Source organism: Vibrio sp. 10N.247.311.12, assembly GCF_041467515.1.
Classification (GTDB): domain Bacteria; phylum Pseudomonadota; class Gammaproteobacteria; order Enterobacterales; family Vibrionaceae; genus Vibrio; species Vibrio crassostreae_C.
The window spans coordinates 42,999-59,559 of sequence record NZ_JBFSUV010000008.1 but is presented as its reverse complement, the minus strand read 5'-3'; the positions used below and the strand labels follow the sequence as shown (position 1 = coordinate 59,559).

12 protein-coding genes are annotated in these 16,561 nt (G+C 44.2%); 6 read left to right on the top strand and 6 right to left on the bottom strand.

Annotation, left to right across the window (positions count from 1 at the left end):
• Window positions 1-124: 124 nt before the first annotated feature.
• Window positions 125-1,084 carry a thioredoxin-disulfide reductase gene (gene trxB, locus AB6E30_RS05610; RefSeq protein WP_050052961.1) on the bottom strand — a complete coding sequence of 320 codons (960 nt, stop codon included), beginning with the start codon at window positions 1,082-1,084 and terminating at the stop codon, window positions 125-127.
• Between the two features lie 529 nt (window positions 1,085-1,613).
• Here trxB and AB6E30_RS05605 point away from each other — a divergent pair.
• From AB6E30_RS05605 to AB6E30_RS05595, 3 genes are all read left to right on the top strand, one after another.
• Complete coding sequence (locus AB6E30_RS05605; RefSeq protein WP_372102894.1) at window positions 1,614-3,281, top strand: GGDEF domain-containing protein; 1,668 nt, start codon at window positions 1,614-1,616, stop codon at window positions 3,279-3,281.
• 783 nt (window positions 3,282-4,064) lie between these two features.
• Window positions 4,065-4,721: a 2OG-Fe dioxygenase family protein gene (locus tag AB6E30_RS05600; protein WP_372102927.1), complete on the top strand. Its 657-nt coding sequence runs from the start codon at window positions 4,065-4,067 to the stop codon at window positions 4,719-4,721.
• The gene (locus tag AB6E30_RS05595; RefSeq protein ID WP_372102892.1) at window positions 4,705-5,940 is read left to right on the top strand and encodes a cysteine desulfurase-like protein; all 1,236 of its coding nucleotides are present in this window, start codon (window positions 4,705-4,707) and stop codon (window positions 5,938-5,940) included. The genes AB6E30_RS05600 and AB6E30_RS05595 overlap by 17 nt, the downstream gene beginning before the upstream one ends.
• Before the next feature lie 155 nt (window positions 5,941-6,095).
• On the opposite strand, the gene AB6E30_RS05590 is transcribed toward AB6E30_RS05595, so the two are convergent.
• Complete coding sequence (locus AB6E30_RS05590; RefSeq protein ID WP_372102890.1) at window positions 6,096-6,767, bottom strand: type 1 glutamine amidotransferase domain-containing protein; 672 nt, start codon at window positions 6,765-6,767, stop codon at window positions 6,096-6,098.
• Window positions 6,768-6,982: 215 nt separating this feature from the next.
• Between AB6E30_RS05590 and AB6E30_RS05585 the strand changes: the two genes are divergently transcribed.
• Both AB6E30_RS05585 and AB6E30_RS05580 read left to right on the top strand, forming a co-directional pair.
• The gene (locus AB6E30_RS05585) at window positions 6,983-7,867 is read left to right on the top strand and encodes a LysR family transcriptional regulator (RefSeq protein ID WP_372102888.1); all 885 of its coding nucleotides are present in this window, start codon (window positions 6,983-6,985) and stop codon (window positions 7,865-7,867) included.
• Between the two features lie 304 nt (window positions 7,868-8,171).
• A complete protein-coding gene (locus AB6E30_RS05580; RefSeq protein WP_372102886.1) occupies window positions 8,172-9,464 on the top strand; it encodes a diguanylate cyclase domain-containing protein in 1,293 nt (430 codons plus the stop codon).
• 132 nt (window positions 9,465-9,596) lie between these two features.
• Here AB6E30_RS05580 and AB6E30_RS05575 read toward each other — a convergent pair whose 3' ends face one another.
• A complete protein-coding gene (locus tag AB6E30_RS05575; protein WP_029235797.1) occupies window positions 9,597-10,421 on the bottom strand; it encodes a DUF2797 domain-containing protein in 825 nt (274 codons plus the stop codon).
• 302 nt (window positions 10,422-10,723) lie between these two features.
• Here AB6E30_RS05575 and AB6E30_RS05570 point away from each other — a divergent pair, with 302 nt between their 5' ends.
• Window positions 10,724-12,019: a GGDEF domain-containing protein gene (locus AB6E30_RS05570; protein ID WP_137001096.1), complete on the top strand. Its 1,296-nt coding sequence runs from the start codon at window positions 10,724-10,726 to the stop codon at window positions 12,017-12,019.
• Between the two features lie 254 nt (window positions 12,020-12,273).
• Here the strand turns inward: AB6E30_RS05570 and AB6E30_RS05565 are convergent, their stop codons facing one another.
• The 3 genes from AB6E30_RS05565 to AB6E30_RS05555 all read right to left on the bottom strand — a co-directional run bounded on the left by AB6E30_RS05565 (window position 12,274) and on the right by AB6E30_RS05555 (window position 16,502).
• A complete protein-coding gene (locus tag AB6E30_RS05565; RefSeq protein WP_137001095.1) occupies window positions 12,274-13,644 on the bottom strand; it encodes a DASS family sodium-coupled anion symporter in 1,371 nt (456 codons plus the stop codon).
• Between the two features lie 196 nt (window positions 13,645-13,840).
• Window positions 13,841-14,641, bottom strand: a complete 801-nt coding sequence (locus AB6E30_RS05560; RefSeq protein WP_017063589.1) for a vancomycin high temperature exclusion protein — start codon at window positions 14,639-14,641, stop codon at window positions 13,841-13,843.
• A 172-nt stretch (window positions 14,642-14,813) separates the two neighbouring features.
• The gene (locus tag AB6E30_RS05555; RefSeq protein ID WP_017059764.1) at window positions 14,814-16,502 is read right to left on the bottom strand and encodes an NAD-dependent malic enzyme; all 1,689 of its coding nucleotides are present in this window, start codon (window positions 16,500-16,502) and stop codon (window positions 14,814-14,816) included.
• Window positions 16,503-16,561 lie beyond the last annotated feature (59 nt).

Below are 16,561 nucleotides of genomic sequence, written 5' to 3'. Positions count from 1 at the left end.
GGGTAGTATACAAAAGAAAGCCCAGTGGATATACCACTGGGCTTTAGGGATTTACAACAAAATGTGATGACGCCCTGCATCTACTGAGGCGAGAGCACCGATAATCAAATCTGCAATCTCAGATTTACTTATCGTTAAGGCCATCTAGGAAGCGTTCAGCATCCAGTGCAGCCATACAACCTGTACCAGCAGAAGTGATTGCTTGACGGTAGTTGTGGTCCATTACATCACCCGCAGCGAACACGCCTGGGATGCTGGTTTGTGTCGCGTTACCTTCAAGACCAGACTGAACGATGATGTAGTCATCTTTCATATCCACTTGGCCTTTGAAGATTTCAGTGTTCGGCTGGTGACCAATAGCGATGAACGCGCCCATTACTTCGATATCTTCTGTCTTATCAGACTGAGTATCTTTAATACGAACGCCCGTTACGCCCATGTCGTCGCCCAGAACTTCGTCTAGCGTGCGATCAGTGTGAAGAACAATGTTGCCGTTCTCTACTTTGTCCATTAAACGTTTCACTAGGATCTTTTCAGCGCGGAACGTGTCACGGCGGTGAACTAGGTGAACTTCAGATGCGATGTTAGACAGGTAAAGTGCTTCTTCAACAGCGGTGTTACCACCACCAACTACCGCCACTTTCTGGTTGCGATAGAAGAAACCATCACACGTTGCACAAGCAGAAACGCCGCGGCCTTTGAATGCTTCTTCAGACTCTAAACCTAGGTACTTAGCTGATGCACCTGTTGAGATGATCAACGCGTCACAAGTGTACTCGCCAGAATCGCCTTTAAGACGGAAAGGGCGGTTTGAAAGGTCGACTTCGTTAATGTGGTCGAACAGGATCTCTGTTTCAAAGCGCTCTGCGTGCTCTTTCATGCGATCCATTAGAGCTGGACCCGTTAAACCTTCAGCATCACCCGGCCAGTTTTCCACTTCTGTTGTGGTTGTAAGCTGACCACCTTGCTGCATACCAGTAACCAGAACTGGGTTTAGGTTTGCACGAGCAGCGTAAACTGCAGCTGTATAGCCAGCAGGGCCAGAACCAAGAATCAATAAATTACAGTGCTTTACGTCGCTCATGAGGACTCCGAAATTGAATTTGTTTTAATTTATAATCGCTTAGGATTGTATGGAAAATATGGAGGCAATAAAAGGTTAAACAAGGGCAGAAGTGTAATTAATCGTTATACGTTAGAACATAACCGAACTAAATGATGGTCTTGTAATCCTGTGTCTTAGATCAATAGCGATAAGTCAAGGAAAGTGCTCTTGCAAACAGCTATGCATATTGCTCACTTTTAGGGCCTTCTTGATCATGGTGTTTCTATAGCAGTATTTACTTTTTTGCGTATACATTGATGAGTAGAAAAACAAGAGAACCTGAATCCTATGTTTTATTTTAAAAAGTTTGCGTTAAAAGACGCTGCAAGAATTCATCAAAATTAGCGTGCAGATAAGCGACCACAAGACGCACTTTTAGTATGAACGGCATGATTACAAACAGGTGTAATGTTGGTTAATACTTGAACTGTTGAGTGTTCCTCAGTTGTTATTTTTTTGTATGTGTTATTATTGATATTTATATATTTCGCGGAATCATTTGAACTCTATGCAGATTCTAATCCTTTTTATCAATGTGTTTATTGTGTGCCTGAATTCGGTTTTTGCTTCTCCGCTGCAGGTCATCGGGGAACAATCTGTGTTAGCTAATGAAGCTGTAAGATGGTATGAAATGCCTTTGTTATCTGATCCAGTCGATTTTCCCATATTAAAAAAACACATTGAATCCTCTCCAAGGATTGAAACGATATTTGGTGGTGAAGGGGCGTTTGGGTTGAGAGTTGATTTGGCCAACTCCGATATCAAGTCGTCACAACAAATAGTTACACTCCGTGCAAACTATTTGGATCAAGGTTGGGGGTACTGGCAATCAACAAATGGTCAAGTAAGGCGAATACTTGATTTTGGCCAATTAAGTAACAAGAGTATCTTGCATCTGCATAGGCAAAGCTTCCCGTTAATATTGAATGCGGAGGAATCTGGAACACTTTGGCTCTACTTGGAAGCAAAGAAATTTCCAAAGGCAGTTAACTTCACTCTTCAACCTGAATATCCATTTTATATTCACGTTTTCCGCAACAATACGCTCACATTAGCTTCTATTACTGTCATGCTAACGTTGGGAGTTTTCGCTCTTTTTTGTTACTTTCAAACTAAACATCCAGTCACACTGGCTTGTGCTGGTTATGTTGGGCTACATGGCCTGGGATGGTTCGCCGCTTCAGGCGCTTGGGGGTACTTATTATCAAGCCAAAGCTGGAACCCAGTTTATTTTGGAATGGTATTGTTTCCGTTTGCGGTTGCTTTTTCTTGCTATTACACAAGATTATTGTTTGGATTTCCGCAGCATTTTATTCGTATTAATCTTACCTTTCAGGCCTTTAGTTGGCTGTGTGTCATTATCGGGTTTATTAATGTCTTTGCCCCGTTTTCGTTGACTTTTGTTATGTCCCATTTAATTGCGGCAATCTGGGTGCCGACAATGATAGTGACTGGCGTATTGATGGTTTATCAACGAAACTTTGTCGCTAAATATTATTTGATCGGTGGTCTTTGTTATGGCACGGCTTTGGTATATTACATTTTTGCGCATTTTGCACCATTGCCGACTCAGAGATCGACAGAAGTCATCGTTGTTGTTGCATTAGCAATAGATTGTACCTGCATTTTATTGTCACTGACTGAATGGTTGCGGATTCAACAACATCAACATCAGAAAACCTATATCCAGTCGAGGGTGGATAGTTTAACGGGGCTTGGAAACCGGCTGGATTTTAATGATGCGAGTAAACAATTAGTACATCATTCCTATTGTATCGTCTTCATCGATTGTGATGGCCTTAAATCGATTAATGATACTTATGGTCATGATGAAGGGGATCGCTTTTTAGAATACACCAGCCGCATGATGCGAGAAAAATTTACAGACCTTGGAATGGTTTATCGAGCTGGTGGCGACGAATTTATCTGGTTGTTGAAAGTGGATAAAGAGAAACAAGTTGAGGCTCTCTATTCTCAGATTGAGCTTAGAGTGACTCAGGTGGAAGAGCAAATTCGCAGTGCTGATTGGCCTCAGTCTGGCCTCAGTTTTGGAAGCGCATCTAGTTTTGAATGTGTCAATTTTTCTGAGTGTTTGAGCTTAGCTGACCAGCGAATGTACCAGCAGAAGCGCTCGAAGAACGGTTTTAAAAATCAGTCCAGTGAAATTGAGTGTTAGCTAAATTCCCTATTTTCTAAGTGAATCGTTTTAAGTCTAGTTAACTTATTTTCGTTTTGACTTTTGGTGTAAATGTCACCAAAGGTGGCTCTTTTAGCAACCAACCTTTCAAGCTTGCTTACCCTCTCATCTGTTTTGTGTAGAACATTCCCAATCTTTATAGTCGCCTATTTTTAACGAATTCTAAGTTAGGACATAAAGGCAGACCATCATATTCCAAATAAACGCATCATTTATAATTGTAGGTTTTATTAGAAAGCACTCTATTTGAGGGCGGCCGAGTTCCCCCCGAACTCGACCTGTTCCAGACGCGCAAGCAAAGGCGTTTGGTTTCTGGCGTACTCATAAATTAACCAATTTCAGTTTGTTGTGTAAATAATCAATAGTTTGGCAATTGATAGGTAGGTCGTATTTCGCGGTGCAAAAGCATAGAAATGAATGATGGCGAGTGTGATGCCTGAACTCAGGCAAGGAGGCTGGCGTATTAAAGGGAAAGGGCTGACACAATATGAAACATAGCTTGCTAGTTTATAATATCGTTAAATTTAAATTTGCAGGGATTTATAACTAGCTAGTGGAGTGTGCTAGTTTTAAGAGTTGGTCATCTTTTATTCTGGTGTTATGCACTGCTTTTGAATTTAAAGTTAGTTTTACTATCTGAATTATTATTTCTGACGGGATAAATGATTGTTTAATGTTGATTTGACAAGATCTTCAAGTATCCTTTATGTAAACAAAACGTTAAATATCGAAAGTAAATTAACAATCATTAAGGAGTCGATGATGTTACATGCTCACGAAAATACCCTACATATTACCCACCTCAGTAACCACGCGGTTGAGGAGTTGTCACCTTCATTCTCTAAGCTACCAAGTACAGAGCATGCGGATGGCCAGTTTCGATTGAGAAGGTACTCGGTGGTTCAATTCAGTAATGGACAAGTCGTTGAGCTAGACAAACATAACTTTGTTCAGTCTGAAAACATTAATCACTTTCAAGGTGATGTTGTTCGTCAGTTCGAGCCGATTGAAGCACCAATTCTAAGCAGCCAAGGCATGCAAGAGATGTGTGAACTGTTTATTGAAACCAACGGGCTTGAAGACGGACAAGAAATCGAAATCCACCAAATTCGTATCGCTGCCATTTATGAAGAGACGCAGGTTGCGCCAGAAGGCGTGCACCAAGATGGCTTCGACCACATCGCGTTAATTGGTGTGAACCGTCATAACATTGTGGGTGGCGAGATCATGCTGTACCAAGATTCTCATGAAGCACCGTTCTTTAGAAAAGTGCTTGAAGACGGCGAAGTTGCAATGCTTGCAGACAGTAAGCTATGGCACAACGCACAGCCAATTCGCACCATAGAGCACGACGAGATGGGTTACATGGATGTGTTTGTTCTAACGGCTAAGGATGCGCGCAATGTCCTTCACTCTTAATGATGTGCGCCAGCAGTTTAGCGCGCTAGGCCAATACCATAACGGTAAGCCGGTGACCTTTTTTGATGGGCCGGGTGGCTCTCAGGTTCCTGAAAATGTTTTAGCATCCATGACGGAATACCTTGGGCACTTTAATTCAAACCTAGGCGGTCATTACTTTTCTAGCCAGAAGACCACAGGTTTAATGCAGCAAGCGAGAGAAGCGGCACAAGCGCTACTCCATGCTGAGTCTTCTGGCAACGTTGTGTTCGGTGCGAACATGACCTCGCTGACCTTCCAACTTAGCCGAGCGATCAGCCGCGATTGGAAAGAGGGCGATGAAGTTATCGTCACGGCGCTAGACCACTACTCGAACGTATCGAGCTGGCAGCAAGCGGCAGACGACAAAGGCGCGATAGTTCGCCAGGTTCGTGTCGACGAGTCAGATTGCAGTTTGGATATGGCGCATTTTGAGTCACTGTTGAACGAGAAAACCAAGCTTGTCGCGGTGACGTTTGCTTCGAACACGACTGGCTCTATTGTCGACATGGCAAAAGTTATTGAGCTTGCACATCAGCATGGTGCGCAGGTTTATGTCGATGCCGTTCATTACGCGCCACATCACTTGATCGATGTTCAGCAGCTGAATTGTGATTTCTTAGCGTGTTCAGCGTATAAATTCTTCGGCCCGCATGTGGGCATTGCTTATGTTGCACCTCAATGGCTACACACGTTAAAGCCTTACAAGGTTGAGCCTGCAACCAATATCGGCCCAGGCCGTTTTGAAACCGGAACACAAAGCTTTGAAGGCCTTGCAGGTGTGATTGCGGCGGTAGATTACTTGGCGCAATTCGGTGAGCCAACCGACTCATTGCGTTCTCGTTTAGAGCAAAGCTACGCGCTTTATAATAAGCATGAAAGCCAGCTCAGTGAGTACTTCCTTAAACGCTTGTCTGATCTTGAAGGGGCAAAGCTTTACGGGAAAACAGAGTTTGATTCGAACCTAAGAACGCCAACCTTTGCGGTTACCTTTGAAAACCATTCTCCAGAGTTCATCGCCAAGAAGCTGGGTGAACATAATATCTGTGTGTGGAACGGACATTTCTACGCATTAGGTTTGGTGAAACAGTTGGGTATTGAAGAGCAGGGCGTGGTGCGTATTGGTTGTATGCATTACAACTCGATTGAAGAGATCGACTTGCTGTTCAATGTGCTTGAAGGGATCTTGCGAAGCCATTAGTAGAAGTAATTAGCAAGAAGTCACGAGCACTTAATAGCGACAGAATTAGAAAAGAGCATACTTCTCTCATGAATAGTGAGTAGGAAATATGCTCTTTTTCGTTTCAGCGCGCTTATTTAGTTATCGCCTGTGACCTAATCAATACAGCGATTCGACTAAGAAAGCTGCTCAACAATTGCTACACCCACTGCGTGTGCGCTAGTTGGGTTCTGGCCAGTAATTACTCGCTCATCAACAATCACAAGTTCTTGCCACGGTTGAACCTTGTTGAAACGCGCTGCGCCACGAGCAAGCGACTCTTCCAGTAGGAATGGAATGTCGTCGATCGTACCAAAGTCGATCTCTTCTTCACGTGTAAAGCCAGTCACCGATTTAGAGCTTAGTAGCTTCTCGCCGTTGCTCAGAACAATCGGAAGCAGCGCCGCAGGGCCGTGACATACTGCCGCGACAATACCACCATCTTCATAATGCTTTGCTGCGATGCTAGCGAACTGTTCATTGGTTGCTAAATCTGAAAGCAAACCGAATCCACCTGGGTAGAAGATAGCATCGTAGCTTTCAGTATTGATTTGGCTTACTGGAATCGTATTGTTGATGCGGTTCTGGAAGTCATCATCCGCCAAGATATCAGCGTTAACCACATCTCCTTCAATATCCGTTCCGTAGAGTGGGGCTTTGCCACCATTGATAGAAGCGATGTCGTACTCAAAACCCGCAGCAATGATCTCTTTGAGAGCATGAGTCAGTTCAGGCGCATAAGTACCATTCGCTTGATCTGTATCGCCTAGTGTTGCGTGGTTAGTTACAGGTATTAGTATTTTTTTCATGATTCGTCCCTTTGAGCTGCTGTTTTTTTTATTTAGGTGCTGACGCTTTTCGTTAAGCACTGAAGCTTTTCGTTAGGCGCTAGGTATCGCGTTGTTACTTAGCTATCGCCGCCTTGTTGTATCTAATACTAGTTCCAAACTGATTAGGTGATAATATACGAAACAGGCAAAACATTGTTGCTATATAGCAAAGATAAGATACGGGTAGATTAAGTATGGACAGCTTTGAAGGTATTAATGAGTTTGTTGCGGTAGCCGAGTGTCACGGCTTTTCTGCAGCAGCAAAACAGTTGGGTTGCAGTACTAGTCATGTCAGTCGCCAAGTTTCAAGGTTGGAAGAGAGAGTTGGCGTGGCGTTGCTTGCGCGTTCAACACGGATGGTGAGCCTGACCGAATCGGGTCATACCTATTATCAGCAGTGCAAAGACTTGGTCATTGGGCTGCAACAAGCGAATGAACAAGTCACGTCTCAACAAACTCAGCTTAGCGGTACATTACGTGTTAGTGCTGCAGGCGCGTTTGCAGAAAATCATGTCGCAGCGGCGCTGATGGAGTTTGCTAAAGATCATCCTGAGCTCACCATAGAAATGAATTTCAATACCAAGATGGTTAACTTCATCGAAGATGGCATCGATTTCGCGATTCGTTATGGTCGATTGGACGATTCAGGATTGGTGGCAAGAAAGCTGGTTGATCGCCCGATGGCAGCGGCAGCAAGCAAAGATTACATTGCTGAGTTTGGTGCTCCAGCGAATCCAGAACAACTCAAGCTGCACAGCTGTATTATCGCCAACAGTGACCAGTGGTTGTTCGAGAACGATGGAAATCCGCTAACCGCAGTCAGAGTTCATGGCCGTTGGAAAAGCAACAATTCAAGCGCTGTACTGAAAGCTTGCGAAGAGGGGCTTGGCATCGTTTATCTTCCTAAAAGCAGTTTCAATGGCAGTCTTAGCAATGGAAAACTCGTCCCTGTGTTAGAAGAGTATTGGGGAGCGGGCACAAGCAGTTGGATTGTTTATCAGAACCGTCGTTTTCTTCCACAGAGAGCACGGTTAGCTATCGACTTCTTAGTCTCATATTTCTCTGATTGGAATGAATAGTTCGTAGGTTTAAAGAATAGTGCGCAGGTTTAAAAGAATAGCGAACAGGATTTGAAGTGGTTGGGAGCGGATTCTTTCATCAGTTCAAGGCCAAAAGTAGAAAAAGATAATGGTTACATTGGTATAGGTTATCTATTTCTGTTTTTTGACGCGAATAATGGGATTGAGATGCTTGTCTACTTTTACTAACTCGTGTTGGCAATTGAGTTGTAGAGAAGGCCGCAACAGTACGATATACTAGATGGCATATTAATGTCCCTAGCGCGTGATAGATTGTGTGGAAGCGTTGGCAGGATGTGTTGTTATGCTCCAGTTCGTGAAGTATAGCTATAATGCGGAGTTGGCAATGTCTTCAATAAATTTCGAATCCACGTACGGTGTAATAACTATTCAAGATATGAATGTAGTTAGTGTTGACGCTAATTATGCTCGTATTTATGGATACCAATCACCCGAAGAACTACTTTCTAATATCGATAGCTTTCTAGATTTAATCTCAGAAGATTACCATGTTTTAGCTTATCAAAATTACCTTGAAACGGTCAGCGGTCAACGAGATCCTCAGGTTCATACTTATACCAATGTTGATCGTAACGGTAGAGAGTTCACAGTGTTTTCTATCGACCATGTTACGGAGTGGCAGGGAAGACCTGCACTGCAAGTCACGGTTATCGATCTATCTCCTGCTATTCAGTTGCAAAATGCGGTGCGTGAGCAAGATAAGATGTATCACGATATGATCATGCAATCAGGACAGGGCATCTTGGTTCATCGAGATTTCAAACCGTTGATGGTCAATCAATCTTGGGTCAACATGCAAGGCGGCACGTCCATCGAGCAAGTATTAGAGCTAGAGTCGATTCTTGAATTGGTACCAAAACAGAATACGGATGGTATCAGTAAGCATTATCAAGCGATTGTGTCTGGTGAGTTGTCAGGAACTAGTACCGTGGTTGAAAATATAGGGTTCGACGAGGTTCACCGGTTCTTCAATATTTACGACAATGCGATTACTTGGAAAGGTCAGCCAGCGGTTCAGGTGGTGCTCGAAGATGTGACTCAAAAAGTAATGTTGGAGAAACAGTTACTTCATCAAGCGAATTACGATGAAATGACCAATTTGCTCAATCGAAGAGCGATTTACGATTGGCTGAAAGCGTATCTTGCTTCCGATAATCATGTTGTATGTATGCTACTTGATATCGATGACTTTAAATCGATCAATGATACTTACGGTCATATGGTAGGTGATGAAGTTATTTGTGCTTTGGCTAACATTACCAAGCGCAGTGCCGAGAAAGCCGGCGGAGTCGCAGGCCGTTGGGGGGGCGAAGAGTTCATTATATTTATCCCAAACACGTCTCTTGAAACAGCACACGAAGTGTCAGAAGAGATTCGCCAACAGTTCAATCAAGTTGAATTCAGAATCGATGAACAGTTACGATTTAATTCGAGTGTCAGTATCGGAATCAGTGATAGCCAAGCCTGTGAAGACGGTGTCACGATTGATGCACTCGTGAATTTAACCGATCAATCTCTCTATCGCGCGAAAGCCAACGGCAAGAATTGTGTAGACGGAGATGTGGTTGCGCTCTAACGCCTAAAATCGTCATCGAAAGCGAATAGGATCGACAACGAAAAATGCCCTCAAGTCATCACTTGAGGGCATTTTATTTTTTGGCTATTCACTAAGCGCTTCTAACTATAAGAAACGTTTAAGTTCTACAAGTTATGCAGACACTTCCACTTCGTAAGAACCAAATTTACGGATGTTAATCACGCCCGTATCTAAGATTAGGTATTGGCCTTTAATACCTTGCAGCACACCAGATACTTCAGGATTCTTATCAAAGTTGTGCGATACAATCTTCACTGGGTGCTGCTCAACCGGGTAGCTCAGTGAAGTGATGTTTTCGCTCAGAATCTCGATTGCATCGTCACCAAACTTCGCTCTGATCTCTTGGATCTTATCTTCAACCAATGGCAATAGTTCTTTGGCTTTTTCTACCAACTCCATATCGTCGCCATCGCCTTTTAGCAGCGTGCGCCAGTTGGTTTTGTCTGCAATGTGCTTCGCTAACTCAACTTCGATCAGGCCAGAGATCTGACGCGTTTTTACCTTCAAGATTGGTAGGCCTTGAGTCGCACCTTGATCAATCCAACGGGTAGGGATCTGTGTATGACGAGTGATACCTACTTTTAGGCTTGATGTATTTGATAGGTAAACGAAGTGATCAACCATGCAGTTCTCTTCACCCCATTGAGGCTCACGACATGTGCCTTCATCGTAGTGGCAAGTCTCCGGTTTCATGATGCACATATCGCAGCTGGCTAGCTTTTTCATGCACACAAAGCAGTGGCCTTGAGAGTAGCTCTTCTTGGTTTTCTTGCCACACGAGCAGCAAAAAATATTGCCCGTGTGAGTGAGGTTGATGGTTTTACCAATCAGAGGGTTTAGTTCTACAAACTCTTCGCCTACAGGCAAACGGTAGGTTACCGCACCATCAAGGGAAGCACTCATCTTCTTGAGTGTTCCTTTCGCTAATAAAGACATGACATTACTCGTTGTATTTTGATTATTATTTCGTCGACTCGAATGCTCTGTAAGCAGCCTGTTCGGTTAACGATGATTATGCGATGAGTATAACAAATGGAGCCTATTTTTATACGCAATAATACTTGATTCTCGGCGTAAATAATCAGCATGAAATGTAAGCATAAAAATATAGTATGACATTTTGTTCAGGCGTGATATAACGTTTTTTAGTGAATTATTGGTATTAAGCTCACTAATTCACGTAACTTATTTTATATCGTAAAATCCCAACTCTAGGGATATAAGCCGGAAGCTTAGACGTGAAGTGGATCCATAAGATTGTTATCTTTCTAGTTATCGCAACACTTGCCATTGTGCAGTATTACCGTGTGAGCGGAAATCGTGTGATAACGGCAATTACGCCAGATAAATATGAGTTTATTGCGACCAGCGATCAAGTTGACAGGGGTGTCAGTACCTCTCAATTATCCTATGAAAATGGCCAATATGTTCTTAACTGTGAGCTAAAGGAATCAGAGTATCCTTGGCCTTACTGCGGCTTATCGATTCGTATCGATCCAGATATAACCACAGGTCTTGACCTTTCCCAGTATCACACTTTTAGAGTGAACATCGATTACCATGCTGAGGCTGACTCAAGCGGCCGTTTGAGAACCTACCTACGTAACTATAACCCTGCTTATTCAGTTCCGGATAACGAGTACACACATAAGTACAACGGGATGGAGTTTTCTCCGGGCGTTGATGGTGGTGTGATTGAGATTCCGATCAAAAACCTGCAAGTAATGACATGGTGGTTAGCTGATAACGACATTGCGCTAGAGCACTCAGCACCCGAGTATTCGAATGTGAATATGGTTGAGTTTGCTACCGCATCTGGTGCGAAGCTTGGCCATCATAGAATCGTTATCCGTAGCATCGAGTTTGAAGGCTCTTACATCACAGGCGAGAGCTTGTTCTTAATCTTACTGTTTGTTTGGGTGGGGACGGGCACCGTGTTCTTGATTTCAGAATTGCACCGTTCTAGGAAACGCATGGTGATTGTTGAAAAGAGACACAACCATCTAAAGAACGTCAACCGAGCATTGAGAGAGCAAAACTTTGAGTTCTCTGAAAAGGCCCATCGCGATGAATTAACCGGAATACTAAACCGCCACGCGATTCGTGATTGGTTGAAAATGCAGTCACAACATGTGAAGCAAGGGCATGGCAAGCTGGGTATGTTGTATCTCGATATCGACTACTTCAAGAGCGTGAATGACAAGTACGGACACCAAATGGGTGACCACATCTTACGTGAGTTCAGCATGGTGGTGGGCAGTTCGATCAGCGCTACTGACAAGTTGGTGAGGTGGGGTGGTGAAGAGTTCATTGTTTTTTGCCCACAGACTGATCTTGGCGAAGCACAAAGAAAGGCCGAGAAAATCCGACTTTTAGTCAGCCAGCACCTTTGGGTTCATGGCGATCCACTGACATGCAGTATTGGTGTAGCCGAGATGAAGCAAGAGCGAGTGACAGAGACCATTGCTCGCGCGGACGAAGCTTTATATCAAGCAAAGCATTCAGGTCGAAACCAGGTGATCTTGAGTCACTAATCTGAAAATTGTTTTGATGAGTTTATAAGCCACACGTGCATATGTGACGTGTGGCGTTTTTATGGTTCTTCTCCCAAAAGCCAAAACAAAAAAGGTGGCGCGGGGCCACCAAAAGGGAAAGCGTTTCTTGTTTTTATATGCCCGTTCAGTGCTTGCTTACGCTGAACGGGCATTTTTGTCTTGGTTAAACCGGGGGAAGTTCAACCAGTTTAGGGGAGCATTCCTGTAAGCATGCGCTTATAGAACGTTAGTGTTTACCAGAAGATCCAAGCGAACAGAGTCAGAACTAGGATACAAACTAGGTTCAACACCATACCGATTCGCATCATCTCTTTCTGCTTGATGTGACCCGAGCCAAACACGATTGCGTTTGGTGGTGTTGCAACAGGAAGCATGAAGGCACAAGACGCAGCAACAGCGATCAGTGCAGACAAAATAACTGGCGACATACCAAGTGCTTCAGCGATGGTTGCGAATACTGGCACCAGAAGTGCTGCACTCGCTGTGTTACTCGCAAATTCCGTTAGGAATACCACGAACGCTACCACGGCTAGAATCGTAAGCAGTACGCCAGCTGTTTCTAAAAATCCGCTTAGTGAGTGTGCTAGGAATACGCTGGTTCCTGTCGCTTTCAGAATGTTACTTAAACAGATACCGCCACCGAACAGGATAAGAACACCCCAGTCCGTTGTCTTCTCGACGTCTTTCCATTCCACCGCTCTAGAAGCGCCAAGCAGTACAATTGCGCCAATCGCTACCAAGCTATCAAATTTAGAGAATCCGCCAATCATTGCGTTGATTGGTTTACCGAATATCCAAAGCGTTACGGTTAGAAGGAAGATAGACAGTGTGATTTTCTTGCTGTTTGTCCATTCAACTGGGGCATGGTCTAGCTCGAATTTGTGGTCAAGCTTTGGCTTAGTCATCACGTAAAGAATAATCATCGCGATTGGCAGTAAGATCATTGAGATTGGAAGACCTAGCGCCATCCACTCAGTAAAGCTCAAGCCAACTTCTGCAGCGGCGATTGCGTTCGGTGGGCTACCCACTAAGGTTGCGATACCACCAATCGATGCACAGTAAGCGATACCCAGCAGTACGAACACGTACGTGTTGCGGTCTTCACTTTGGTCAACTTTGTTCATGATGCCAAGAACAAGGGGAAGCATCATTGCAGTCGTTGCTGTGTTCGAAATCCACATCGACAAGCCTGCACTCACACCGAATAGCATGAACACCGCCACCGACATTCTGCCTTTTGCAATCAGCAGAACTTTGTCGGCAATCGCCTTATCGAGCTCTTGCTTGTTGAGCGCAGCAGCAAGGGCAAAACCACCCATGAATAGGAAGATGATTGGGTTCGAGAAGTTCGCTAATGCAGAGGGCGTATTGAACACACCAAACAAGACAGCCAAGAGTGGAACGAGCAGAGCGGTGATGCTGACATGAATAGCTTCGGTTAACCATAGAACCGCAACGAACACGAGAATACTCAAACCAGTATTGACTTGTGATTCGAAAGGAAGGGTGTTGAGCAAGAGTGCGAATAGCGTGAAATTACCAATTAATATCATGCTGTTGCGGGTGAACAACCAGTGTTTCAGTGTAGTAACAAGTGCCGTCATAAGACGCTCCTTTTGTTATCCTCGTTTTATTGGTGCACGACTTCATTGAGTCGTGCTTATTATTTTCGAGGTATATAGCTTGATGTAGGGTCAGACTTTGTTGGGAGAATGTTACTTAAGTTAATAAAGGCGTGTTGGTGTGTTTTTGTGTAACAGTGGGGAAATGTGAGGCAACAAATTCAAAATGTGTAGTTTTCTACACATCTGTCTCTGCTGGGTCTGCAATAGGGTTTGTTGTAGGATCTACAACAGGGTTTACAGAGGGGTCAGTCATAGGGTTTGGAATCGGAAATGATTCCGGTTTTGGACTCGATTGAATGGGCTCTTTAGGTCCAAGGAACTTTGGCGTTGTCCCCATAATATACAAATCTAAGAAGGCTTTGGTACGCGCAAAAACTTCACGCAAACGGATAGAGGTGCCTGAATGATGAGTAGGACCTGAAACCGCTAAACATTGTGCATGAATATCGTAAGAATTAGCGATAAATAGTGCTCTTTCACAGTGGAATTTCTGAGTAATGATCAGGAAGTTGTCGGTGTCGAAGATCTTTTTAGCGCGAACAATCGAGTCTAAGGTTCTAAAGCCTGCGTAATCGAGGTTAATGCGTTCATCGGGTACACCCGCTTTCAGCAAGTCGCGTTTCATCGTCCACGGCTCATTGTAAGAGCGATGAGCGTTATCACCACTTAACAGAAACTGGTCGACTTTTTCACGGTCGAACAGCTCAATCGCGGCTTCGATTCGGTGCTTATAATAGTCGTTGAGTGTTCGACCCAAATATTTGCTCGTGCCAAGCACAACGGCGACCTCAAGCTCGGGCACTTCATCTATATCGTAGATGATGCGATCTTCCGCTTGCCATGAAACCCAATAATCGATCGCAATAACCGCAGCGCTGCCTACTAAGAACACGAGGAAAGCGCCAAACAGAAAACCTTGCAGTTTTTTGTAAGCTTTTTTTATGTAGCTACGGATAATGTGAGAATCAAATTTCACTCTCGGTATGGTCCTTTCACTGAGCATTAATTTTTGAGTGCTCGATAATACCAAATAAAAATGAGAAAAATCAGTTAAAAAGACAAGACAGTTTAAAGAAAAAAGCCCCTGCAATTGCAGAGGCTCATATAAGAGTCGTTAACGCTCTTTATTCCAAGCGCAGTACGCTTTATTAGAATGCCGTGCGCTTGTAGCGACGGTAAACTGGCTGCCAGAAGTGCTGGTCAATCGCTTGTTGCAGTGCTTCTTCAGTGATCTCTAGAGCAACGCCCTGTTCAATCGCCTTTTTACCTACCGCAAGAGCAATTTTCTTAGATACCGTGTGGATCTCTTCCAATGGTGGAAGTAGAGCACCTGTGCCATTGATTGCTAGTGGAGAACACGTAGCAAGTGCACGGCTTGATTCCATTAGCATTTCGTCAGTGATGCGTGAAGCATTCACAGCCAATACACCAAGGCCAATACCTGGGAAGATGTAGCTGTTGTTACACTGAGCGATTGGGTAAGTTGTGCCGTTGTGAACGACTGGCTCAAATGGGCTACCTGTCGCAACAAGTGCTTGGCCATCAGTCCAACGAATAATGTCGTTTGGCGTCGCTTCAACACGGCTTGTTGGGTTCGACAGTGGGAACACGATAGGGCGTTCACTGTGTAGGTTCATCTCTTTGATGACTTCTTTGCTGAATAGACCTGGAGCACCAGACACACCAACCAATACGGTTGGTTTCGCGTGGCGAACTACGTCTAGTAGAGAGAAACCAGTGCCATCGCTTTCCCAGTCTTTGGTGTTTTCGTTGGTTTGAACCAGACGCTGTTGGAAATCAAGCAGGTTTTGCATGCCTTCTTGTAGCAGACCCCAACGGTCAACCATGTAAACTTGAGAGCGAGCTTGTGCATCGCTGATACCTTCAGACACCATTTGGGCAATGATAGCTTCAGCAATACCACAACCTGCAGAACCCGCACCTAAGAAGGTGATGCGTTGATCTGAAAGTTTGCTGTTTGCTGCTTTACATGCTGCAAGTAGAGAACCAACCGTTACCGCTGCTGTACCTTGGATATCATCGTTGAAACAACAGATGCGATCTTTATAACGCTCAAGTAGAGGCATTGCGTTCTTTTGTGCGAAATCTTCGAACTGAACTAATGCATCTGGCCAGCGACGTTGAACCGCTTGGATGAACTCTTCAACGAATGCGTCGTAGTCGGCACCTGTAATACGAGGATGACGCCAACCCATGTACATTGGATCTGCAAGACGTTGAGGGTTGTTAGTACCCACATCGAGCACGATTGGTAGCATGTAAGCTGGGCTGATACCGCCACAAGCTGTGTAAAGCGCTAGCTTACCAATTGGAATACCCATGCCACCGATGCCTTGGTCTCCCAAACCAAGAATGCGTTCACCGTCCGTAACCACGATAACTTTAACGTTGTGGTTTGTCGCATTATTCAGTAGATCATCGATACGATCGCGATTCGGGTATGAGATAAACAGACCACGGCCACGACGATAAATATTTGAGAAGTTCTCACATGCTGCGCCAACTGTTGGCGTGTAAATGATAGGCATCATTTCAGAGATGTGGTTTTGAACTAAACGATAAAAAAGCGTTTCATTAGTGTCTTGGATGTTACGTAGGTAAATATGCTTATCCATATCACTTTCGAAGTTACAATATTGTTTGTATGCACGTCCAACTTGCTCTTGGATTGTTTCGGTTGTTTCCGGTAACAAGCCTTCAAGGTTGAAAGAACTGCGCTCTTCAGCAGAGAATGCGCTGCCTTTGTTAAGAAGAGGGGTACTTAGTAAAGCAGGACCAGCATAAGGGATATACAGAGGGCGTTTATCGTTGTTCATTGGATGCCTAATATGGGAGAAAGGGTAACTGAAAAATGATAACGGTTTAGTTATTCAAT

Bases quoted from the DNA above. Each gene is read 5' to 3' on its own strand.
- trxB (WP_050052961.1), bottom strand. From the start codon at position 1,084: ATGAGCGACGTAAAGCACTGTAATTTATTGATTCTTGGTTCTGGCCCT.
- AB6E30_RS05605 (WP_372102894.1), top strand. From the start codon at position 1,614: ATGCAGATTCTAATCCTTTTTATCAATGTGTTTATTGTGTGCCTGAAT.
- AB6E30_RS05600 (WP_372102927.1), top strand. From the start codon at position 4,065: ATGTTACATGCTCACGAAAATACCCTACATATTACCCACCTCAGTAAC.
- AB6E30_RS05595 (WP_372102892.1), top strand. From the start codon at position 4,705: ATGTCCTTCACTCTTAATGATGTGCGCCAGCAGTTTAGCGCGCTAGGC.
- AB6E30_RS05590 (WP_372102890.1), bottom strand. From the start codon at position 6,767: ATGAAAAAAATACTAATACCTGTAACTAACCACGCAACACTAGGCGAT.
- AB6E30_RS05585 (WP_372102888.1), top strand. From the start codon at position 6,983: ATGGACAGCTTTGAAGGTATTAATGAGTTTGTTGCGGTAGCCGAGTGT.
- AB6E30_RS05580 (WP_372102886.1), top strand. From the start codon at position 8,172: ATGCTCCAGTTCGTGAAGTATAGCTATAATGCGGAGTTGGCAATGTCT.
- AB6E30_RS05575 (WP_029235797.1), bottom strand. From the start codon at position 10,421: ATGTCTTTATTAGCGAAAGGAACACTCAAGAAGATGAGTGCTTCCCTT.
- AB6E30_RS05565 (WP_137001095.1), bottom strand. From the start codon at position 13,644: ATGACGGCACTTGTTACTACACTGAAACACTGGTTGTTCACCCGCAAC.
- AB6E30_RS05555 (WP_017059764.1), bottom strand. From the start codon at position 16,502: ATGAACAACGATAAACGCCCTCTGTATATCCCTTATGCTGGTCCTGCT.